At 56.6% G+C, this 19,901-nt stretch carries 25 protein-coding genes and 1 tRNA gene; 8 read left to right on the top strand and 18 right to left on the bottom strand.

All coding sequences use genetic code 11. The features are described 5' to 3' along the window. Window positions 1-24: 24 nt before the first annotated feature. The 12 genes from ACJJU9_RS15185 to ACJJU9_RS15240 form a co-directional block, all read right to left on the bottom strand. Complete coding sequence (locus ACJJU9_RS15185; RefSeq protein WP_407728895.1) at window positions 25-480, bottom strand: lysis system i-spanin subunit Rz; 456 nt, start codon at window positions 478-480, stop codon at window positions 25-27. Next, entirely contained in the window at window positions 477-944 is a 468-nt protein-coding gene (locus ACJJU9_RS15190) for a lysozyme (protein ID WP_407728896.1), read from the bottom strand. Before ACJJU9_RS15190 ends, ACJJU9_RS15185 begins: the two co-directional genes overlap by 4 nt. Further along, on the bottom strand, window positions 944-1,147 hold the full coding sequence (locus ACJJU9_RS15195) for a hypothetical protein (RefSeq protein ID WP_407728897.1): 204 nt from the start codon (window positions 1,145-1,147) through the stop codon (window positions 944-946). The genes ACJJU9_RS15190 and ACJJU9_RS15195 overlap by 1 nt, the downstream gene beginning before the upstream one ends. Further along, a complete protein-coding gene (locus tag ACJJU9_RS15200) occupies window positions 1,144-1,356 on the bottom strand; it encodes a TraR/DksA family transcriptional regulator (RefSeq protein WP_407728898.1) in 213 nt (70 codons plus the stop codon). The genes ACJJU9_RS15195 and ACJJU9_RS15200 overlap by 4 nt, the downstream gene beginning before the upstream one ends. Further along, on the bottom strand, window positions 1,356-1,805 hold the full coding sequence (locus ACJJU9_RS15205) for a phage protein (protein WP_407728899.1): 450 nt from the start codon (window positions 1,803-1,805) through the stop codon (window positions 1,356-1,358). Before ACJJU9_RS15205 ends, ACJJU9_RS15200 begins: the two co-directional genes overlap by 1 nt. Window positions 1,806-1,816: 11 nt before the next feature. Next, entirely contained in the window at window positions 1,817-2,926 is a 1,110-nt protein-coding gene (locus ACJJU9_RS15210; protein WP_407728900.1) for a DUF2586 domain-containing protein, read from the bottom strand. An 11-nt stretch (window positions 2,927-2,937) separates the two neighbouring features. Further along, complete coding sequence (locus tag ACJJU9_RS15215) at window positions 2,938-3,618, bottom strand: virion morphogenesis protein (RefSeq protein WP_407728901.1); 681 nt, start codon at window positions 3,616-3,618, stop codon at window positions 2,938-2,940. Next, window positions 3,608-4,051 carry a phage tail protein gene (locus ACJJU9_RS15220; protein ID WP_407728902.1) on the bottom strand — a complete coding sequence of 148 codons (444 nt, stop codon included), beginning with the start codon at window positions 4,049-4,051 and terminating at the stop codon, window positions 3,608-3,610. The genes ACJJU9_RS15215 and ACJJU9_RS15220 overlap by 11 nt, the downstream gene beginning before the upstream one ends. Next, a complete protein-coding gene (locus tag ACJJU9_RS15225; protein ID WP_153350333.1) occupies window positions 4,048-4,509 on the bottom strand; it encodes a head completion/stabilization protein in 462 nt (153 codons plus the stop codon). The genes ACJJU9_RS15220 and ACJJU9_RS15225 overlap by 4 nt, the downstream gene beginning before the upstream one ends. A gap of 100 nt (window positions 4,510-4,609) precedes the next feature. Continuing rightward, on the bottom strand, window positions 4,610-5,341 hold the full coding sequence (gpM, locus tag ACJJU9_RS15230; RefSeq protein WP_407728903.1) for a phage terminase small subunit: 732 nt from the start codon (window positions 5,339-5,341) through the stop codon (window positions 4,610-4,612). Then, complete coding sequence (locus ACJJU9_RS15235; protein ID WP_407728904.1) at window positions 5,338-6,357, bottom strand: phage major capsid protein, P2 family; 1,020 nt, start codon at window positions 6,355-6,357, stop codon at window positions 5,338-5,340. Before ACJJU9_RS15235 ends, gpM begins: the two co-directional genes overlap by 4 nt. 1 nt (window position 6,358) lies before the next feature. After that, a complete protein-coding gene (locus ACJJU9_RS15240) occupies window positions 6,359-7,279 on the bottom strand; it encodes a GPO family capsid scaffolding protein (RefSeq protein ID WP_407728905.1) in 921 nt (306 codons plus the stop codon). Between the two features lie 162 nt (window positions 7,280-7,441). Here ACJJU9_RS15240 and ACJJU9_RS15245 point away from each other — a divergent pair, with 162 nt between their 5' ends. The 3 genes from ACJJU9_RS15245 (at window position 7,442) to ACJJU9_RS15255 (ending at window position 10,609) form a co-directional block, all read left to right on the top strand. Continuing rightward, the gene (locus ACJJU9_RS15245) at window positions 7,442-9,496 is read left to right on the top strand and encodes a terminase large subunit domain-containing protein (RefSeq protein ID WP_407728906.1); all 2,055 of its coding nucleotides are present in this window, start codon (window positions 7,442-7,444) and stop codon (window positions 9,494-9,496) included. After that, complete coding sequence (locus ACJJU9_RS15250; protein WP_407731001.1) at window positions 9,435-10,274, top strand: phage portal protein; 840 nt, start codon at window positions 9,435-9,437, stop codon at window positions 10,272-10,274. Before ACJJU9_RS15245 ends, ACJJU9_RS15250 begins: the two co-directional genes overlap by 62 nt. 77 nt (window positions 10,275-10,351) lie before the next feature. Continuing rightward, window positions 10,352-10,609, top strand: coding sequence for an ogr/Delta-like zinc finger family protein (locus ACJJU9_RS15255; RefSeq protein ID WP_082158037.1), 258 nt, complete (start codon window positions 10,352-10,354; stop codon window positions 10,607-10,609). Between the two features lie 43 nt (window positions 10,610-10,652). On the opposite strand, the gene ACJJU9_RS15260 is transcribed toward ACJJU9_RS15255, so the two are convergent. Beyond that, window positions 10,653-10,841: a hypothetical protein gene (locus ACJJU9_RS15260; protein ID WP_407728907.1), complete on the bottom strand. Its 189-nt coding sequence runs from the start codon at window positions 10,839-10,841 to the stop codon at window positions 10,653-10,655. 100 nt (window positions 10,842-10,941) lie between these two features. Beyond that, on the bottom strand, window positions 10,942-11,292 hold the full coding sequence (locus tag ACJJU9_RS15265) for a helix-turn-helix domain-containing protein (RefSeq protein WP_407728908.1): 351 nt from the start codon (window positions 11,290-11,292) through the stop codon (window positions 10,942-10,944). 84 nt (window positions 11,293-11,376) lie between these two features. Between ACJJU9_RS15265 and ACJJU9_RS15270 the strand changes: the two genes are divergently transcribed. The 5 genes from ACJJU9_RS15270 (at window position 11,377) to ACJJU9_RS15290 (ending at window position 16,624) form a co-directional block, all read left to right on the top strand. Next, complete coding sequence (locus ACJJU9_RS15270; protein ID WP_282362915.1) at window positions 11,377-11,589, top strand: DNA-binding protein; 213 nt, start codon at window positions 11,377-11,379, stop codon at window positions 11,587-11,589. A gap of 29 nt (window positions 11,590-11,618) precedes the next feature. Further along, window positions 11,619-12,101, top strand: coding sequence for a YmfL family putative regulatory protein (locus tag ACJJU9_RS15275; protein ID WP_407728909.1), 483 nt, complete (start codon window positions 11,619-11,621; stop codon window positions 12,099-12,101). A 79-nt stretch (window positions 12,102-12,180) separates the two neighbouring features. Next, entirely contained in the window at window positions 12,181-12,414 is a 234-nt protein-coding gene (locus tag ACJJU9_RS15280; protein WP_407728910.1) for a hypothetical protein, read from the top strand. A 2-nt stretch (window positions 12,415-12,416) separates the two neighbouring features. Then, window positions 12,417-15,110: a toprim domain-containing protein gene (locus tag ACJJU9_RS15285; RefSeq protein ID WP_407728911.1), complete on the top strand. Its 2,694-nt coding sequence runs from the start codon at window positions 12,417-12,419 to the stop codon at window positions 15,108-15,110. Window positions 15,111-15,439: 329 nt separating this feature from the next. Continuing rightward, the gene (locus ACJJU9_RS15290) at window positions 15,440-16,624 is read left to right on the top strand and encodes a tyrosine-type recombinase/integrase (RefSeq protein WP_407728912.1); all 1,185 of its coding nucleotides are present in this window, start codon (window positions 15,440-15,442) and stop codon (window positions 16,622-16,624) included. Between the two features lie 83 nt (window positions 16,625-16,707). On the opposite strand, the gene ACJJU9_RS15295 is transcribed toward ACJJU9_RS15290, so the two are convergent. The 4 genes from ACJJU9_RS15295 to pheT form a co-directional block, all read right to left on the bottom strand. After that, window positions 16,708-16,784 (bottom strand) — tRNA-Pro (locus ACJJU9_RS15295). A gap of 89 nt (window positions 16,785-16,873) precedes the next feature. Further along, a complete protein-coding gene (locus ACJJU9_RS15300) occupies window positions 16,874-17,230 on the bottom strand; it encodes a MerR family transcriptional regulator (protein ID WP_019829202.1) in 357 nt (118 codons plus the stop codon). Further along, complete coding sequence (ihfA, locus tag ACJJU9_RS15305) at window positions 17,211-17,513, bottom strand: integration host factor subunit alpha (RefSeq protein WP_002553164.1); 303 nt, start codon at window positions 17,511-17,513, stop codon at window positions 17,211-17,213. The genes ACJJU9_RS15300 and ihfA overlap by 20 nt, the downstream gene beginning before the upstream one ends. A gap of 3 nt (window positions 17,514-17,516) precedes the next feature. Beyond that, entirely contained in the window at window positions 17,517-19,895 is a 2,379-nt protein-coding gene (pheT, locus tag ACJJU9_RS15310; RefSeq protein ID WP_407728913.1) for a phenylalanine--tRNA ligase subunit beta, read from the bottom strand. Between the last annotated feature and the right edge of the window lie 6 nt (window positions 19,896-19,901).

The raw sequence follows: 19,901 nt of genomic DNA on the forward strand, positions 1-19,901 counted from the left end.
AGGGTAAAAAATGGGTGATACGGCTTAGCGCAGGCAGATCCGGCGCATGTGGTCTTGCAAGCCCAGGATCATTTCGCGGCTGACGGCGAGTTGATCTCTGAGGGTGAAATAATCCGATCGAGCGTCTGCTGAGAGTTCGGCGGTGGCTGCATCAGCCACGCCGCCGGTGCCGGTTTTGGCGGGCACTGTGGCTGGGCAGGCGGTGTTGACGCGCAGCCGCTGAGTGCCCCCACCAACAGCAAGCTGCAGGTCAGCGTTTTGGGAAAGTGCATGGTTCAACTCCTGGGTACGGGTGCGATCGATCTCGTCGCGATCGGCGAGCATTTCGCCGCTGATACGGGCCGCTTCGCGCAGGCCGGCCACCTCAAGCTGAGTTTTGTCCCGTTCGTCCAAGGCCCGATCGCGCTCATCGATGAGCTGGCCACACGCAAACAAAAGAGCAAAACCCAATGCAATCAAAGCGGTGACAAGCCAATTCATAGGCCCACCTCGCACAGTTCACGCTCAGCAGCGCGGCGGTTCACCAGCCCGGCCAATTGCTTGCCCCCGGCATAGATCCAGCGCGACAACTGGGCACAAGCGCCACGTGCATCACCCGCGTTCAGCAGGCGTAGCAGCGTTGAGCTGGCAAACTGGCTCTCACCCACGTTGTAAACAAAGGATCCAAGGGCAGCACGGCGCGTGTCAGGCAGCGGCACGCGTACCTGGCGATCAACAGCAGTCAGCGCGATACGCAATTCACGCTGCAGCAACTCGTCGCACTGTTCGTGTGTCGCCCGATCGCCCAGCTTCACGCCCTTGGTGACGCCTTCGCAGATAGTCGGAATGCCCACCGGATCGAGGTAGGCCACCAATGAGCGGCCCTCAAACCAGGTAACCACTGCAGCGGTCATGCCCAGGACGCCGGTCAGCGCGCCGATCGCGATTTTGTTACGCAGGCTCATTACTTTTTCCTCCAATCGCGCAGCATCTGTCGGTATTTGGGCACCAACAGCAGGATCTGCAGCACCATGTAGAACGCGGTCAGCATGTAGGCCACGGCCGACCAATCGATGGCCCCGGTCGCGCCGGTCGCTGCCACACCAATAGCCGGTGCGGCCTTGGCCACAGCGATGACAGTGTCCTGAGCGGCCTGATTCGTGCTCATCGGGTAGTCCTTTTCTCGAAAATGGTCTGGCATCCCACGCAACGCTCAATCCCGCCAAACGCTTGGCGCGCCTTGGGGATATCGCCGCCGCAGTCCAGGCATTCGCTAAGGCTCGGCCCGGTCGATCGCGACTTGGCCAACTGGTGGGCAATCGCCCGGTCACGGTCGCGTTGTTCCAGCGCTTGGGCGCGATCGAACGGGCACACCATCAGCTCAAGCCCTCGATCTCGGTAGCGTCCAGGTACGGCACGCCGTTGATGCGAATAAAGTCCGGGCTGGTGACGTCAAACGGCACCTTGTGCTTGGAGGTTTCACCGCCTTTGGGGTCAATGCTGAGCAAGCTGGAGATCCGCAACTTGCAGCCAAATGCCTCAATGCGCAGTTCTTCTTCGCCTGCCTTGGCAAAGAAAACGCTGTCAAAGGGCTCAAGCTTGCGAAAGCTGCCTGCAGTGCGCGCGGCTTCGATCAACAGGTTGAAATTGTTGGTGTCGAATTCCATTTCACCGCTGGCCGAAACCTCGCCGTCCACATGCCCATCGGGCACGCCACGGCTCTTGGCCACGGCGGTGTTATCGGTGATGTCGAGGGTGCAGTTTTGAACGTGAACCAGCATGTCGCCCAGGTTCACGTCAAAGTTCTTGCCGCCAATACGTGACATAAGGGTGACTCCTAGTCGTCGGTGGAAAGATCGAGGGCGATGTTGGCCGTCAGGTCTTTCGGGCAGTTGAGTGGCCGGATCTTGATGTAGATCTCAACCTTGATTTTGCTGAGCCACACCAGAACGATGTCGCCGTCTTTGGGCGATTCGATCTCGCCCGGGAACACCTGACCGGCGAACGTCACGGACTTGGCCATCTGGCGCAGTGGCTTCATAAAGGCGCTGACAGCAGCGGCCATGCTGTTGGGCGTGTTGTTCAGGCGACGGTCACCCACACGGCGGATCAGCAACGGGCGTACCTGACGCGCAGCCTTGTCAGCCAGGCGCAAGTACTCGATCACCAGGAAGTCGCTCGCCGGCGCATCGAGCATGTTGCCGTCGCCCCAGTACACGCCCGGGTAATCGGGATAGGTCTGCGAAACCGAGAAACGGGCCTTGTCCAGCTCGGCACGGGTCGCCGTCGGCAACTGCACCGCGTCTTTGTCCACAGGCACAGGCCCCAAGCCCAGCAGCGCACCGGACGCTACCCGCATCGGGCTGTCAGCAACGCTTACCGCAGCATTGGCCAATCGCCCGGCCAGCACGCCCAGGTCATTGCCGTGCAACTGAGGCACGACCAGGACACGCGGCGCGACAAGGCCGGTGGTGATGGCGCGCTGCTCGGTGAGGTACTGATTCCACGTCTGCAGCGCCGTGATGCCAGCACTGGCCGCCATCACGAACACCCGGCGGCCATACGTGTTGTTGAGCGCAATGGCTGCGTCATGCATGGCCGACAGTTCGCCGGCGGCTTTCACCGGCTTGGTGATCACCACTGCCTCAACCGAATGGCCTTGTTGCATGGCCTTTTCCAGCGCTTTAGCCCAGTCACCGTCTGCAGCGATCGGCGCCGCCAGGCAGGCCCAGCGATCGCCACCGTTCAGTTTGGCGGCGGTGATCTGGGTTTTCAGGTCACTGGCCGGAATGCCCAGGGTGTTTTCCAGATCGCTGTCGGTGTTCAAAGGGATCAGCTCGCCGACGTTCTTCGCGCCGGGGCCGATAAACAGAAAATAGCGTTCGATCTCAGTCACGGCACCCTGGCCAAGATTGAGATTGTTAACGGTGACTTGGCCGAGTGCCATACAGTGCCTCGTTAGCGGGGTGAGTTAAGGATTTGTTGAAAGACCTGGTTAACCAGCTCGCTTGTTTCGTTGCCGTTGTTCACGCCCAGGAACTGACGTTTCGGCAAGGTGATTTCCCAGCTTTGCGCACCCGAGGACGCTTTCTTTTCGTCGTTCAAAATGCGGATCAGCAGCCCCGCCTTGGCGTAGTTCACATGCTCTTGAATCCACGCCACAGAGGGTTTGGCCATGGCCTTTCTGCCCTTCACGTGCACGCGAAAACCCACTTGGCGCAGGCGCTTGGCTTGTTTGTCGGTGCAGGCAATACCGGGTGGGACCTTGTTCCAGCGGCGCATCTGCGCAGCCGTACGGCGTTCGCTGACACCGTTGTGCTGCTGTGAGGCAACCCAACGCGTCAGGGCGTTTTTCCAGCCCAGTTCGGCTTCATCGGAACTGACACGGGTCACCTGCAGCAGCTTGGCCAACCCGGCTTCCATCTTCTTTTTGCCCTTGGTCGGGCCTTTGCGCTCAGCGAACGGTGTGCCGTCCAGGTTCTGTTGTTCGCGCACACGCTTGCGGCTCTGCGTACGTACGCGCTTGCTGACGTTGTTCAGCAGCCGGCGGCGCAACTGGGGCGACAGCTCAAGCAAGGCCATTTGGGCTTCAACGCTGAGCAGGCCCCGAACATCGAGGTTCAGCGGATTAGCGGCCACGGGCGGCCACCTCGCCGTGCTCGGCAACCCACAGATCGAACGGAACAAACGCCCAGGTCTTGTCGAAGGCCTCGATCTCGCCGTTGGGATCCTCAGCCAGATACTGCGGCTCGATGAATTCCAGGGTGATTTCGACGTCAGCCAGATCGTTGTCCAGCATCGAGACGTCAAACTTCGGCGCTGGCAGGTCGTCGCGATTTTTGTCGTTGGTCTCCAGCCAACTGCCCACCAACGCCATAAGACGCGCCGGGTGATCCGCGAACCGCTCAAAGACGATCGTTGCGCTGTAGCGCATGTCGCCCATGTGCAGGCCGTCAACGTCAGGCTTCCAGAACAGATCGAGCGTAACCTGGTCGGTCCAGCTGTCGAGCTGGTCGGGCAGCACTAAACGGCGCTCTTTGAGGAACTTGGTCAGGGCAATAAGCTTGATCACAGCAGCACCGCCGTCATGCGGCCACGGCCCTGCAGCGAACGGACAGCGGCCTGGCTAAACGCCAAAAAGGTTTCGGCGCGCTCAGGGGCTTCCTTGCCGGTGTTTTCGGCGCTCTCGCGGCGGGTGATGGTGGCGAACTGGGGCAGCAGTTCGGCTTTGGCGCGGCAATACACGGCGCGCTTGTACGTCTCTGCTTGAAATGTGCGTTCCGGCAGCACCATAGGGTCAGCAGATTTCAAGCAGGACACGCCTGCGGCTTGCCATTTGCCTTTGCACTTGGCCAAGTCTGCGTTGACCTCGGTCATTGCCGAGATCAAGCCAACGACCAGCGTTTCGACCAGGTATTCCCCTGGAAGGCGGTAGGCCTTCTGAAACTCAGTCAGAGAGAGGTCGGGCCAAAAGCCGTCGTTCTCGATCTGACGCTCCACAAACGTGGTGGGGTTGCCTGAAAAGCTCATCGCTGGCCGCTCAAATAGGGGCGAGGAAACTGTTTCAGTGGGGCATGGCCATAAATGGTTGGCTCACATCCACAGTTTCTCGCCGGGGGGGGGTAGTCGTTTAGGGTTTTGCGGGTGGTGGCTGGTAGGGCGCTGCGCTTTCTTTTCTCAGCGCCCTGCGGCAGTTTTCGACCCGCGTATCAACGCCAACTTTCGGATACAACGCAGTGGCACGTTCAAAGTGCAGCAGAGCCAGGCCCCAGTCCTTGTCCTCCATGGCACGGATACCCACTAACTTGTGGTACTTGGCCGGGATCTGCTCCGTCAGTTCCCATTCACCGTCAACAAGCGACAGCAAGTCGGACAAGTAGGGCTCCGGGCTGCGCTTGGCGTTGTATTCCGCGTAGGCCCAATCGATCACGGCGTCCGCAACGAAGGTCTGAATGTCGCGCTTAAATAGCTCGGGCATCTTCTGCCCCTGCCCGATCGCGAAATGGGCCAGTTCCATGCCGTCGTCAAATTCTTCCGTGTCGAACAGCCAGATCATCACCTGCACCAGGACGCGATTAGGGAAGTTCAAACCCGACTCGCAATAGCGCTGCACATAGTCCTGGTACTTGGGCAACAGCTCGTCCCGCTTGAGCGCCTGACGCCCGGCCAACCCATTGATTGCACTGAGGCGTTCAAGGTCTTGATCCAAGGCTGCTTCCTGCAACATCAGATGCTTACGGGCATTGGCTGGGCTGCTCAGGGCGGATTCCGGCGAATAGGCCACCGGCGCACTGGCTGCTGCGACTACTGCGGCTGCGCCTGCTGCCAACAGGCGGCGCTTGTGCGCCAGGGCCAGGCTCACGCTACAAGCTCCACGTTCTCAGTCATGGCGAACTTTTCCAGTTGCTCAATGACGTAGCCTTCGTTGCGGCTGTTGTAGTCCTCAATACGGGAGCGCTTCGGATTGTCGATCGTCTGCTTACGCCAACTGGAATCTTGGAAGTAGATCGACAGGTTGTCCCAACTGGTGACTACCACTGCGTTAACCGGGAAAAACGGCACGCTGAAAGCCGGCAGACCGCCATAGGTCGCAATAACCTGGGCTTCTTCGATGCGCTCTTTTTCGGTCGGGACATCACCTTGCTTGGCATAAAGCTTGGCTTTGTCAGCGGCGAGCAAGTCGCTGCCAATGATCGCAATCAAGTCACCCGCATCGCGCAGACGTTCATCCACCAATTGCTTGGTGTCATGCACTAAACCGTCGAGGTTGGCATAGTCACCATCGGTACCCAGCGTGACCTTACCTGCCGTTTTGCCTTCCTGGAGCACTTGAGCCGGAATCTGCTCACGGGCTTGTTGCAACCATCCCTTGTTGACGTCTTGCAGCATTGGGTACTTTTTGATGTCGGTCTGCACCGCCGCGTGCGTACCGTGAAAACCGACCAGGATGCGGTCCAATGCAATTTGCTTCTGAACTGCAGCGGAGTAACGCTGGTGGAAGTCCGGAAACTTGGCCCAAGCGTCAATTTTCGCGTAGGCCATGCCTACGTCAGACTCAGTTGACGACAGCTCATAAGTCGTCTGGGAGAGCGCCGAAGCGTCCTTGGCTTCACGATCATTTTCGGTAACGTCAGTTCGGCCAGTGACAGGACCAGAGGTGCCAATGAACACCTTCTGCCCTTTGATCTCAGTCACACCAATGACGTTGATGCGCTGCAAAAAGTCGGACTTGGCCGTGATCGCGTCGTTCAGCTCTTGAGCGATCGTAGGGTCTACGCTGAAGTGCTCGCTGGCCAGCTCAACGCCATAGCTTTCAGCAATGGCAAGTTGCAGCTGGGCGAACATTTTGGCGCCGTAGGCACTTAGTGAGTGAGCCATGTCAGAGCACCCGCTTTTTCTTAGGAGTTACCGGGCCGGTATTGCGCGGCAGTTGACGGCCATTCGGAGTGTTCTGCAGAGCGGAGAACTGCTTTTGCAGGCTTGCCAGAGCAGACAGCACGGCCTTGTTCCCGCCACCGTTGCGACGGAATTCACGCTCTTCCTCGGCAGTGGCGACGATGTCGTCAACCGCATCGCTCACGCTGTCGATCGGTTCCTGGTCGGGCTCAGGTGCTTCTTCAACAGCTGGATCGATGACTGCCTTAATACCGGCAGCGACGATTAACAGCTGCTCCAGCAGGGCTGCTAGAGCCGTTGCGGTAGCTTCATCCATAGGGGTTTTGCTCTCAGTGAAAGTTGACGGGGTTTCGGCGGGTTTGTTGTCCAGGGAAAAACGCTTGAACACGTTGGTGAGCAAACTAATCAGCTTGCCCACCTCGCCTTGTGGCTTTTCTTCGCTCAAGTTGCCCAGCTCGACAGAGGCGGCGTAGTACGCGGCTTTGTTGGTTTTTTTCGAGAAATACAGCTCTTGAGTGCCGGTGCTGGCAGGCTCATCCGTGACGGCCATGCCGGTCATGTACGCTTTGCCGGTACCACGGAAATTCGGATAAATTTCAATGCTGCTGAACAGCTTCTGACCTTGGTCGTTGAGCGAAAGAAGTCGATCATTCGGCTTAAGCTGTGCTTCCAGTGCGATTTGGCCGGGTTCCAGTTCTTCGTCTTCTTCAACCAGGCGAACGGCGAACACCGTGCCAAATGAACCTGACCACCGCTCGTGGTCACACCAGATCACGGCGGTGTAAAGCGAAGGCTTGTAGGTCTCAGCGATATCACGCAGTTCCTGGGGAAGGATCTCGCGGCCATCGACGGTCGGGCCGCTGACAGCGACACGTTTCCAGTACGAAACAAGGGAACGGGGCATGAGTGATAACTGCGCTCAATCGGTGAAGTAGCCCACACGATAGGGAGCCGATACCCCTCAAACAAACGGTTTACTTTCGCTTTCCTCCTATTTTCACAATCTAGGAGAAACAAGGAATTTAACTGCGCGTTCACCGCCTTTTCGCCGCATAGACTGCGGCCCATGTTCTATTCAACCGAAGTTAAAGAAGCCGCCAAACGCCTGTTTCTGCGCCGCTGTAAGGCCAAGGAAATTCAGGCGCAACTCAACCTGCCTAACATCCGGATCGTCTACTACTGGATCCGTCAGGGCGGATGGGAGGACATGCTGTCGGACGAAGAACCGCTGACAGCGGTTGGCCGGCGGATCACCCTTCTCCTGGACAAGGCCGGTAGCCTGACCAAAGACGATCTGAATGAACTGGATCGTCTGACAACCGTCCGTGAGCGCCTACTTAAGCAGGCTGCCAAACCGGCAGCGGTACCGGCGGCAACTGCAGACGAACCGGACGAACCCCGGGAACGCTCTCAACGCTCGCGTGGCGAACGCCAAGGCCGCAGGGATAGCGGCGATAAGAAACGGGAAAAGAAGCCCAAAAACGATATCAGCGGCCTAACTGAGGTCGACTTTCTGGATCAGTTCATCGGCAGCATGTACGGCTACCAAAAAGAACTGTTCGCGGCCAAGCAAAACCCGCTGACCTGCCGGATCCGGAACATCCTCAAAAGTCGACAGGTCGGTCTGACCTACTACTTCGCCGGCGAAGCGTTCATGGACGCGGTGTTAACCGGCGACAACCAGGTGTTCTTGTCGGCCAGCCGATCGCAGTCGGAAATTTTCCGCAGCTACATCATTCAGTTTGCCAACAAGTGGTTTGGCATCGAGCTGACCGGCAACCCGATCGTGCTCAGCAACGGTGCCGAACTGCGCTTTCTCAGTACCAACAGCAGCACCGCCCAGGGCTACCACGGCCACGTTTACGTGGATGAGTACTTCTGGATCCGTGACTTTGAAAAACTCAGCACCGTGGCCAGCGCCATGGGCACTCACAAGAAGTGGCGCAAAACCTACTTTTCAACGCCCAGCGCGGTGTCGCACCAAGCGTACCCATTCTGGTCAGGCGACGAGTTCCGCAACAGCAAGCGCGGGAAAAAGGCCGGCGGGACCTGGCCGACCGAAGCGGCCTACACCCAAGGCGCGCTGTGCCCGGACGGCCAATGGCGCAAGACCATCACCATTCAGGATGCTATCGACGGTGGCTGCGATCTGTTCGACCTTGAGCAACTGCAGCTGGAGTACGACGAAGAGAAGTTCCAGCAGCTGTTCTATTGCAAGTTCATCGACAGCACGCAAAGCGCGTTCGGCCTCAAAGACCTGGAGCGTTGCTATTCCGACCTGACGTTGTGGGAAGACTACAAGCCCGACGAGGATCGCCCCTACGGCAACAGCCCGGTATGGATTGGCTACGACCCAAGTCGAACCCGCGACGACGCCACCTGTGTGGTCATTGCCCCGCCGCTGGAGCCCGGGGCGAAATTCCGCATCCTGGAGAAGCACAGTTGGCGGGGGCATTCGTTCAAGCACCAGGCCAAGGAAGTCGAGAAACTTACCCAGCGCTTCAACGTGCAGCACATCGGCATCGATATCACCGGCATCGGTTACGGCGTGTTCGACCTGGTGCGCGATTTTTACCCGCGCACAACGCCGATTCACTACAGCCTTGAAGCCAAAAACACGTTGGTTCTCAAGGCACAGGACACGATCCAAGGCAGCCGTATCGAGTGGGATGCAGGCTGGACGGACGTCGCCCAAGCCTTCCTGACCATCAAGCGCGGTACCACCGGCAGCGGCCAGATCACCTACAGCGCTTCGCGCACCGAGGCCACCGGCCACGCCGACATTGCCTGGGCAATCATGCACGCCCTGGCCAACGAACCCTTGAACACGAACAAGCGGCGCCGTAGCCGCTATCTGACGAGCGACAGCAATGCCCAAACCACGACGCAGAAAGCAGCAGGCCACTCAACCACGACCGCAGCAGCCCACGCGAATGTTTACGTTCGGCGAGCCGGAACAGGTCTTGAGCGGCAACATTGGCGAGTACATCGGGGTGTTTCCCAGCGACGACGGCGATATCTACAAGCCCCCGGTGTCGCGTACCGGCCTGGCCAAGCTGCTGCGTGCCAACGCGCACCACGGCGCCATTCCGAAGTTCAAACGCAACCTGCTGCTGCGTGAGTTCAAACCATCGACGGGCTGCAGCGCACACACCATGGGCTGTGCTGCGCTGGACTACATGGTGTTTGGGGATGCGTTCTTCTACCGCCACCCCAATGCGTTCGGGGAATGCCTGGAGCTTGAGCACCTGCCCGCGATCAACATGCGGGTAAAGGTCGACGGTGGTTACCGCATGCTGCAGGCAGACAACCAGTTCATCGACTTTGACCAGGACGAGATCGCCCACGTCATGGACTACGACGTCGAGCAGACCATTTACGGCATACCGGACTACCTCGGCGGGCTGCAGGCGCTGTTGCTCAACGAAGCCGCGACCCTGTTTCGCCGCCGCTACTACAGCAACGGCGCACACGCGGGCTACATCTTCTACACCAACGACCCGGATCTGACGGAAGAAGACGAAGACAACCTGCGCGAACAAATCAGCTCAAGCAAAGGTGTGGGTAACTTCCGCTCGATGTTCGTCAACATCCCCAACGGCAAAGAGAACGCCATTCAGATCATCCCGGTGGGCGACTTTCAAGCCAAAGACGAGCTGGAGAAGGTCAAGAACATCACCCGCAACGACGTGATCGCCGCTTGGCGAATGAACCCAGCACTGGCGGGCATCATCCCGGAAAACAGCGCAGGTTTTGGCGATATTCAAAAGATCGACCAGGTCTACACCAGCAACGAGATACGCCCGATCTGCCAGCTGTTTGACCAGGTCAACTCAGTGCTACGCGAAGACAGACGATTTAACTGGAAGGAAGCTAGCACGGAAGGCGAAAACACTTAGAAACACTCAATAGACGGCAAATACCACTACTATTTGTGGCAAAATAGTGGCGATTATTTGCCCCTGGGGAGGGACATATGCGAGTAACGTGCAAGTGTGGAAATAAGGGGCGGATCTCTTCGAGAGAGACACTCAATACGGAATTTTCAAAACTGTATTGCCAGTGCCTAAACGCAAAGTGCGGGCATACGTGGGTTGCACACCTGACGTTTTATCGCACGCTGAGCCCGTCAGCGCAGACCTTTGACAACATGCTGCTTGATCGTTTGAAGAGCATGCCCAGGGCACAGCAGCGGGAATTGTTTGAGCAACTGGGGGCACAGTCGACGGCGTAAACCGCCGACTCACAATGCCGGCGATCGCGTTACTGGGAATGGGCTATCGAGTGACAGCCTGTTCTTCCGGGTTGGTTGCCAAGGTCTCTGTTACCCGTCGCAGTTGCTTACGATCCTCTTCACACAACTGTCGGTAAAGCCTAATCAGACCCTGCTCGACATTCGTAAGTGAATGCCATTCAAAACCACCATTTTGTACGCAGCCGCAATCAACTTTCGCATCATCCAACATGCTTACTACTCCATAAAATGCATTGTTGAATTGACGTTATCGGGCGAGCTCAGGGCTTTGAAATAGGTTTTCGACGAATGATTCAGATTCTTTTAAGAAATTAATTCTTGGCTCGGGCAGCGTCATCCGCCATTGCTTTGAGGATTCTGCGGACGGCCCTTTGGTCGTCATCCGGAATGCTTCGATATTGCTTTACCAGACCGTCCTCCACTTGTGAGAGAGAGTCCTCTGAAAGCGTTGTACGAACGCCGGTGAGCACGTAAGGAACGTCAAAGCCGAATTGAGTAGCGACCCTGCTCAAGTAGGCAGCTGTCGCATCACTCGACCCAGCTTCATAGTTTGCTTGCGTTCGCTTGGCTATTCCGAGGGCCTCTGCAAGTTCGTTCTGCGTCATCGAACACCGCTTACGTTCTTCTTGCAGCCGGGCCCCAATCTCTTCAGAAAGATGCAAAATAATTCATTCCTTGTATTTACAAATGCATCTAAGTGCATCATTGTGCATCTCACATCACATGAAATTGCACGGAACTGCACTATGCCTAACACAAGTACTACCGATCAAGCGCGTAAGCAGGCGCGTGAGGCCCTGGAGAAACGCGGGCAATCGGCGAAAGATTTCGCCGTACTGAACAATCTGAACCCCAGCACCGTTTACGCGGTGCTGAGTGGACAGAGTCTTTGTCGCCGTGGGGAGGCACATCGCGCCGCTGTGTTGCTAGGCATCAAAGACGGCGTGATTGAACAGTAATGCCAAAGGCTCACAGGGAAAAACAGAAGATGAAAACCATCATTCTAAAAACTCGCAAGGACGTGGTCAGTGAGCTGATTCGCTCTTTGCCTGGCGGCTGCAAATTCGCTTCCGATCTGCTCGGCATGAAACAAAAGAAGTTCGAAAACCATGCTTACGAAAACAACAAAAGCCGGCCACTGACGGCTGAACAGCTTTATCTGTTGGAACTCGTCACCGGGACTACTCATTTTGCTGAGTATGTCGCGAGCATGTACGGCGGGATGTTCGTACCCGTGCCTAAACCGGACACCTTGGACAATCTTGAGTTGTACACCTTAGGTGTTCAGGCCGATGCCAAGCGCGGGATGGTCGACCAAATCATTGCCCAAGCCCTTGAGGATGGCGAGATTGACGAAGCCGAAACCGAAGCAATCCTGAAAGCTGACAGCCTGCATATGGCGGCAAGACGTGCAGAAGTTCTCGCGGTTATCCACCTGCACGCAAAAAGCCCGGCATCCGGCGCTCAGTAACACCACCAACCCAAAACATTGCCTGCCCCACACAACCCCGTGGGTTTGGGTGAGCTGCGTCCAAATTCGAGGTTTCACTATGGGAAATGCCGTGATTGTCACCGCCCAACTGCCACCGGCAGAGGCTCAAGCATTGCTCTTGGCCCTGCGTGAGCAGTACCGCTCAAGCCTCAATGAATATTGGTATGCCGACCAGTTCCGCTTTATCGCGGACGGCCTGCGCCATGGCGCCATACTCGCTCAAGTCCCGGTAATGGCTGCCCAAAAACGCCTTATGGCAGCCCTTTCCCTCAGCCTTAAATCAGTGAAGTAACCATGAGAGACGATCTGCGTCACGACGTCCTACAGCGCATCGAGGCCGAGTTTGGTCTTAAACACCGCGCACCTACCGACTACATGCGCGGCGGGACTTGCCCTAAGTGCAACAAAAAAGAGCTGTACACCCGCTTCGATAGACCGTGGCAGCTCATTTGCGGCCGTCAGGAAAAGTGTGGCCACACGGTGCACGTCAAAGAGATTTACGACGATCTCTTTGAGGATTGGAGCAAGCGCGTTCCTGCCACTGAAAACACCCCGACAGCAACCGCACGTGCATACCTTGAGTTTGCCCGCGGCTTTGACATGTCACTGATTGGCGGTTGGTTTACACAGGAAACCTATTACTCCAACCAGCATAACGCCGGCAGTGCAACAGTACGCTTTGCCCTGGAAAAAGGCGGGTATTGGGAACGTTTGATCGATCGGCCATCGCGCTTCGGCAAGATGAAAGCTCGCTTCCAGCCTGGAGAGTCCTACAAAGGCGTCTGGTGGTGCCCACCGTGCGTGGACGTGGTTGAGGCGAAGGAGATCTGGATTGTCGAAGGCATATTCGATGCCATCGCCCTAGTGCATCACAACATTGCCGCAGTCTCGGCTATGTCCTCAAATGCCTTTCCAAACGACTCCCTGCAGGCCCTTGTAGCCGCTCGCCACGGCAAACTGCCGAAGCTGGTTTGGGCGCTCGACAATGAGCCAGGTGCACACGCATACACAAAGCGCTGGGTTCGTATGGCCCGCGAACTGGGCTTCACCTGTGAAGCCGCACAGATCCCCCAGCGGGATAAGAAGAAGTCCGACTGGAACGATCTGCATCAGCGTTGGCAGTTCCTCGACGAAGGCGAGAAACGTGATTCTCAGGTAGAAAAAGACCTGAACATTGCCCGGCACCACGGTGCGCTGTTGATCGCTGAGAACGCCACCGAGAAAGCATTGGTGATGTTCGATTGGAAGCGCCGCAGCGAATTCCATTTGGAGTTCGGCAACCGCCTGTACTGGTTCAAGCTCGATCTAGAGAAGTACAACAAGGCCATTCAAGAGCTTGAGGACAGCGAGCACCACGACGACCAGCAGTTGAACAACAAACAGATGCGCGCCAAGGCTATGCAGCAGTGCGGCGCGCTGCAGCGTATTGCCACCTGCAATCCGAAAGCCCTGTATTACCAAGAGAACAAGTTAACCGACGAGTCCTGGTACTACTTCCGGATCACGTTCGCCCACGATGCGGCGCCGATCAAAAACACGTTCACCAGCTCGCAGATCGCATCGTCTGCAGAATTCAAAAAGCGCCTACTCGGTATTGCCCCAGGGGGGATGTTCACCGGCACCACCCAGCAGTTGGATGCGTTCATTGAAGAACAAACCGACGCTCTCAAGACCGTGCAGACGATCGACTTCACCGGTTACACCCGTGAACACGGGGCCTATGTCTATGGCGACGTGGCTGTGCGCGACGGGAAAGTTTTCGAACTGAACGAAGAAGACTTCTTCGACATGGATCGGCTGAGTATCAAGACACTGAGCCAGTCCGTAGTCCTCAACCTCAACACTGATTTGGAAAAGTTCGATACCGAGTGGCTTGAAATCATTTGGGAGTGCTTTGGTGCCAAAGGCCTGGTCGCTCTCGCCTTCTGGTTCGGCTCGCTGTTTGCCGAACAGATCCGGCAGCACCAGAAAAGCTACCCCTTCATGGAAATCATAGGTGAACCAGGTGCCGGTAAATCAACGCTGATTGAGTTCCTGTGGAAGCTGTCCGGGCGGCTCGACTATGAAGGCTTTGACCCAACCAAGGGCACCCCTGTTGCTCGAGCACGAAACTTTGCTCAGGTGGCAAATTTGCCCGTGGTGCTGATCGAGTCGGAGCGAGAAAAAACCGATGGCAGCCAGACCAAGCAATACGACTGGGATGAGCTCAAAACCGCCTACAACGGGCGTAGCGTTCGATCTACGGGCGTAAAGAATAACGGCAACGATACCCGAGAGCCTCCATTCCGTGGCGCCGTGGTCATTGGCCAGAACCATGCGGTGAATGCATCCGAGCCCATCCTGCAGCGTTTGATCCACATCGCCATGACCAAAGACGGCCAGACGCCGCAGACCAAGTTACAGGTTGAGAAACTGGAGCGTATGCCTGTGGACCGCGTTAGTGGGTTCCTGATCAAAGCAACGATGAAAGAAAACATCGTGATGCAGACCGTACGTGAACAAGTGCCGATCTACGAACAAAAGCTGCTGGCTCTACCGGAGATACGCACCGTCCGGATCGCAAAAAACCATGCTCAGTTACACGCTTTGATAGATGCCCTGGTTCACGTTATTCCGTTGAAAAAGCACCAAATAGACGCGGCCCATACCGAAATCCAGAGCATGGCCAAAGAACGCCAACTGGCTATCAACGCTGACCATCCGATCGTCGTCGAATTTTGGGAACTGTACGAGTACTTGAACAGCGCAGCGGGCGGACTCAACCACTCCCGTAATGACGGCCTGATCGCTGTGAACCTCAATGACTTCGCCAAGGAAGCCGCAGAGAAGCGTCAAAAAGTGCCGGATCTGACAGAACTGAAGCGCCACCTCAAAACCAGCAAGTGCCCCAAGTTCATAGAGACGAACAGAAATGTTTGCTCGGCATGGGATGTCGATGCCGCTAACAAAGCAAAAACCGTGCGGTGCTGGATGTTTCAGACAGCCTGAGATCTCTCTCCAACAAGTGCCGCCACGAACAGCATGGAAAAAGTTATGACCAATCGAAGCGCGGCTCAAGTCGCGCCTATCCTCCCGCGCTTTATTCGCGCCGGATATGCATACGGCTATCTCGGCATGTGCCGGGAAGAATTCAACAAAACCGTCCGGCCTCATGTTCGAGAATTCCCGATCGGAAGACAGGGTGTGGGCTTCGACCGACTTGAACTTGACGCCTGGGCCGACGCCTACATTCAGACTATGGCAATTGATAAAGCAACCAATCAGGACAACAATCGGCACCGCAGCGAGCGCCAAGGCGGATCCAAAGGAGATACGCAATGGCACATAAAGCAATCACTGGGCTCCAGCAAATGCCGAGTGGCATCTGGAAAATCGACAAGAAGTATCGAGGTGAACGAATTCAAGAGAGCACTGGCACTCGTGACCGCGCCGAAGCGGAGCAGTACCTGATCTATCTCTTGGAACAGCGCCGAAAGGAAAAAGTGTACGGGATCAAAAAGGTGAGAACTTGGCGGGAAGCGGCAACTCGCTTTCTGCTTGAGGTGAAGGATCAGGCGTCAATCCATATATCTGCAACCTATATGGCTCAGCTTGATCCGTTCATTGGGGACATGCCGATCACGCACATCGATGACGACTCCTTGGCACCGTACATTCATTCCAAGCTGCACCCTGCGGAAGGCAAGCCTGTAACGAATCGCACGGTCAACATTGCCCTTCAGCGGGCAATCAGGGTTCTCAATCTATGCGCGCGCAAATGGCGTGATGATGAACGCAGACCATGGCTCGATGTTGTGCCGATGATCTCGCTGCTGGATGAGAAGACGAACTGCCGCAAGCCCTACCCGCTTTCTTGGGAAGAGCAGTCGATCTTGTTCGCTGAACTGCCGGCTCACCTGCAGACCATGGCCATGTTCAAGGTCAATACGGGGTGTCGGGAGCAGGAGGTTTGCAAGCTTCAGTGGGATTGGGAAATCGCGGTACCGGAGCTGGATACCACGGTGTTTTTGATTCCGGCCGGGTTCGGCGGACGAAGCGCAAGGTCTGGCGTGAAGAACCGGGACGAGCGCCTAGTGGTGCTCAACACGGTGGCCAAGTCGGTCATTGAGAAGCAGCGAGGTCAGCACAAGCTGTACGTCTTCCCTTTCGGCAAGCCAGACGGCGATGGGGACGAAACAATGGTTCACCGCATGAATGACTCTGCCTGGAAGAAGGCCAGGGTCAGGGCGGCTAAGAAATGGCAGGAGAAGTATTTGCGGCCGGCACATGATGGTTTTACCCGGATCCGCATTCACGACCTGAAGCACACCTTTGGCAGAAGGTTGCGTGCAGCAGGCGTGACTGAGGAGGATCGCAAAGCTTTGCTCGGCCATAAGAACGGCAGCATCACCAGTCACTACTCAGCGGCAGAGCTGGACCAACTGATTGAGGCTGCAAACAAGGTATCAGTAACCGACTCACGCGCACCAGCGCTGACGATCCTGAAGAGGAGGCAGGGATAGCAGGAAAACCCAAGGTCACTCGAAAAGTCACTAGGGTAGAAATGAAAAAGCCACCCTAAAGGTGGCTAAGTCATTGAAAAATATGGTCGGGACGGAGTGATTCGAACACTCGACCCCTAGCACCCCATGCTAGTGCGCTACCGGACTGCGCTACGCCCCGACTAGGCGTTACATCTGTGTTGCGTGTTGCTAGAACGTCGAGAAATATACCTTAAGCTTTTGAAATACGAAAGTATTTTAAATGCAGGTTTATTTGCGAAGTACCAGTAAAACGTCTTCCAATTCGGAGATCGTTTGGCGGATCAGTTGTTTGTATTGCGTGGTGTCGTCTTTGGCTTCATCGCCTGACAGACGCAGACGCGCGCCGCCGATGGTGAAGCCTTGGTCGTACAGCAGCGCGCGAATTTGCCGGATCATCAGCACATCTTGGCGCTGATAATACCGGCGGTTTCCGCGACGCTTTACGGGGTTGAGTTGAGGAAACTCTTGCTCCCAATAGCGCAGCACGTGCGGTTTTACCGCACAGAGCTCGCTAACTTCGCCAATGGCGAAGTAGCGTTTGCCTGGGATCGGCGGGAGCTCGTCGTTATGACTTGGTTCCAGCATAGGCCTCTACTCGGGCTTTCAACTTCTGCCCTGGACGAAAGGTGACCACACGGCGAGCCGTGATCGGGATTTCCTCTCCCGTTTTCGGATTGCGGCCAGGCCGCTGTCGCTTGTCACGCAAGTCAAAATTGCCAAAACCTGACAATTTGACCTGTTCATTGTCTTCAAGAGCGTGCCTGATTTCTTCGAAAAACAGCTCAACCAATTCTTTGGCTTCGCGTTTATTCAGGCCCAGCTCTTCATAAAGACGTTCCGCCATTTCAGCTTTCGTCAGAGCCCCCATACGTCACTTCCTTAACGTGGCGTTCAACCTGTTTTCGAGCGAGGTGAGGATATTTTGTGTCGTGGTGTTCACCTCATCGTCATTAAGAGTGCGCGATGGATGCTGCCAGGTCAAGCCAACTGCAAGGCTTTTTCTAAGCGGATCAATACCTTTACCCTGGTAAACGTCAAATAGCCTTAGGTCTGTGAGCCATTCGCCTGCATTTTCACGGATTACATTCAGCACGTCGCTGGCTGCAACGTCACGATCGGCCAACAGCGCCAGGTCACGACGGACTTCCGGGAAACGCGACAGTTCGTGGAATTTAGGCATTTTGCCCGAAGCCACTTCTGCCAATACCAGCTCAAACAGGAACACTGGACGATCCAGGCCCAAGGTTTTAGCCAGCTCAGGATGGATCGCACCGACGTAGCCTACTTCACGGCCATCGCGCTCAATGCGAGCGGTTTGACCAGGGTGCAGAGCTGGATGGCTACCCACTACGAAGGTGAAGTCATCAAGCGCGCCAGCAAAACCCAGCACAGCCTCAACGTCAGCCTTGACGTCAAAGAAGTCGACTACATCGCGACCTTGCGCCCAGCCTTCCGGCAGACGGGTACCGCATACAACGCCAGCCAGCATCGGCTCTTGTTTCAAGCCTTCCAGTTGCCCTACAAACCGCAGGCCACTTTCGAAAAGACGAACGCGATCTTGCTGACGATTGAGGTTGTGCTGCAAGGACTTAACCAGGCCCGGCCACAGGGAAGCGCGCATGGCCGCCATGTCGTTGGAGATCGGATTGGCCAGCAACAGAGGCTCAACACCCGGGCTGAACAATTCGAACTGCTTCGGATCGATAAAACTGTAAGTAATTGCTTCCTGATAGCCGCGCGCGACCAACAGACGACGCAATTCCGGCAGTTCGCTACGCGCTTCAGCTTTCGCTTGTGGCGCAAGGCGAGCTTGCGGGTAACGAACCGGAAGACGGTTGTAACCATAAAGACGGGCCAGCTCTTCGATCAAATCAACTTCAAGGCTGATATCGAAACGATGGCTTGGCACTTCTACGCGCCACTGCCCTGCCCCGTCGGCGGAGATGGTCAGGCCCAAAGCGCTGAGCAAACGCTCAACTTCGGCAGGGTCCATTTCCAGACCCAGCATTTGGGTGATACGCGCAGCACGCAGGGTGATCGGAGCAATGGATGGCAGGTATTGCTCGTTGACGGTTTCAACGATTGGACCCGCTTCACCGCCGGTGATGTCCAGCAGCAAGCCTGTGGCCCGCTCCATCGCTTCACGTGCCAGTTTCCAGTCCACGCCACGCTCGTAACGATGCGAAGCATCAGTGTGCAAACCGTAAGAACGCGCTTTGCCTGCAACAGCAATTTGATCGAAAAATGCGCTTTCGAGGAACACGTCGCGGGTCGTTGCCGAGACACCACTGTGTTCACCGCCCATGACACCGGCAATTGCCAATGCGCGGGAGTGATCGGCGATCACCAGCGTGTCGCTACGCAGGGCGACTTCCTGACCATCAAGCAGAACCAGCTTCTCGCCTTCTTCTGCCATGCGCACGCGAATACCGCCATTGATCTCGGCGAGATCGAATGCGTGCAACGGTTGACCCAACTCCAGCATCACGTAGTTGGTGATGTCGACAGCAGCGTCGATGCTACGCACGTCCGCACGACGCAGGCGCTCAACCATCCACAGCGGCGTAGGACGGGACAGATCAACGTTACGGATGACACGCCCCAGATAACGCGGGCACGCAGCAGGCGCAAGCACTTCAACAGGGCGAACTTCATCGTGCACGGCTGCAACAGCAGCGACCACAGGACGTTTCACCTCCGCTGCGTACAAAGCACCCACTTCCCGAGCCAGGCCCGCCAGCGACAGGCAGTCACCGCGGTTAGGGGTCAAGTCAACTTCAATGCTGGCGTCTTCCAGGTCCAGATAGACGCGAAAATCTTCGCCTACCGGCGCATCGACAGGCAATTCCATCAAGCCGTCATTGCCTTCGCCAACCTGCAGCTCAGCTTGCGAGCACAGCATGCCGTTGGACTCAACGCCCCGCAGCTTGGCTTTCTTGATTTTGAAATCGCCTGGCAGTTCGGCACCAATCATGGCGAACGGGATCTTCAGGCCTGGGCGCACATTGGGTGCACCGCACACAACTTGAAACGTCTCGGCGCCATTGCTGACCTGGCACACGCGCAATTTATCGGCGTCCGGGTGCTGTTCGGTGCTGAGCACCTCACCCACAACAACACCGCTGAAATCACCGGCGGCCGGCGTAACGCTATCGACCTCAAGGCCGGCCATCGACAAACGAGCAACCAGCTCGTCGCGACCTACCTGCGGGTTAACCCAACCACGCAGCCATTGTTCACTGAATTTCATCCTGCT

Source organism: Pseudomonas helleri (assembly GCF_045830615.1).
Taxonomy (GTDB): domain Bacteria; phylum Pseudomonadota; class Gammaproteobacteria; order Pseudomonadales; family Pseudomonadaceae; genus Aquipseudomonas; species Aquipseudomonas helleri.

Bases quoted from the DNA above. Each gene is read 5' to 3' on its own strand.
- ACJJU9_RS15185 (WP_407728895.1), bottom strand. From the start codon at position 480: ATGAATTGGCTTGTCACCGCTTTGATTGCATTGGGTTTTGCTCTTTTG.
- ACJJU9_RS15190 (WP_407728896.1), bottom strand. From the start codon at position 944: ATGAGCCTGCGTAACAAAATCGCGATCGGCGCGCTGACCGGCGTCCTG.
- ACJJU9_RS15300 (WP_019829202.1), bottom strand. From the start codon at position 17,230: ATGCTGGAACCAAGTCATAACGACGAGCTCCCGCCGATCCCAGGCAAA.
- ACJJU9_RS15260 (WP_407728907.1), bottom strand. From the start codon at position 10,841: ATGTTGGATGATGCGAAAGTTGATTGCGGCTGCGTACAAAATGGTGGT.
- ACJJU9_RS15285 (WP_407728911.1), top strand. From the start codon at position 12,417: ATGAGAGACGATCTGCGTCACGACGTCCTACAGCGCATCGAGGCCGAG.
- ACJJU9_RS15210 (WP_407728900.1), bottom strand. From the start codon at position 2,926: ATGGCACTCGGCCAAGTCACCGTTAACAATCTCAATCTTGGCCAGGGT.
- ACJJU9_RS15245 (WP_407728906.1), top strand. From the start codon at position 7,442: ATGTTCTATTCAACCGAAGTTAAAGAAGCCGCCAAACGCCTGTTTCTG.
- ihfA (WP_002553164.1), bottom strand. From the start codon at position 17,513: ATGGGGGCTCTGACGAAAGCTGAAATGGCGGAACGTCTTTATGAAGAG.
- ACJJU9_RS15255 (WP_082158037.1), top strand. From the start codon at position 10,352: ATGCGAGTAACGTGCAAGTGTGGAAATAAGGGGCGGATCTCTTCGAGA.
- ACJJU9_RS15200 (WP_407728898.1), bottom strand. From the start codon at position 1,356: ATGGTGTGCCCGTTCGATCGCGCCCAAGCGCTGGAACAACGCGACCGT.
- ACJJU9_RS15280 (WP_407728910.1), top strand. From the start codon at position 12,181: ATGGGAAATGCCGTGATTGTCACCGCCCAACTGCCACCGGCAGAGGCT.
- ACJJU9_RS15275 (WP_407728909.1), top strand. From the start codon at position 11,619: ATGAAAACCATCATTCTAAAAACTCGCAAGGACGTGGTCAGTGAGCTG.
- ACJJU9_RS15270 (WP_282362915.1), top strand. From the start codon at position 11,377: ATGCCTAACACAAGTACTACCGATCAAGCGCGTAAGCAGGCGCGTGAG.
- ACJJU9_RS15225 (WP_153350333.1), bottom strand. From the start codon at position 4,509: ATGAGCTTTTCAGGCAACCCCACCACGTTTGTGGAGCGTCAGATCGAG.
- ACJJU9_RS15290 (WP_407728912.1), top strand. From the start codon at position 15,440: ATGGCACATAAAGCAATCACTGGGCTCCAGCAAATGCCGAGTGGCATC.
- ACJJU9_RS15235 (WP_407728904.1), bottom strand. From the start codon at position 6,357: ATGGCTCACTCACTAAGTGCCTACGGCGCCAAAATGTTCGCCCAGCTG.
- ACJJU9_RS15195 (WP_407728897.1), bottom strand. From the start codon at position 1,147: ATGAGCACGAATCAGGCCGCTCAGGACACTGTCATCGCTGTGGCCAAG.
- ACJJU9_RS15240 (WP_407728905.1), bottom strand. From the start codon at position 7,279: ATGCCCCGTTCCCTTGTTTCGTACTGGAAACGTGTCGCTGTCAGCGGC.
- pheT (WP_407728913.1), bottom strand. From the start codon at position 19,895: ATGAAATTCAGTGAACAATGGCTGCGTGGTTGGGTTAACCCGCAGGTA.
- ACJJU9_RS15205 (WP_407728899.1), bottom strand. From the start codon at position 1,805: ATGTCACGTATTGGCGGCAAGAACTTTGACGTGAACCTGGGCGACATG.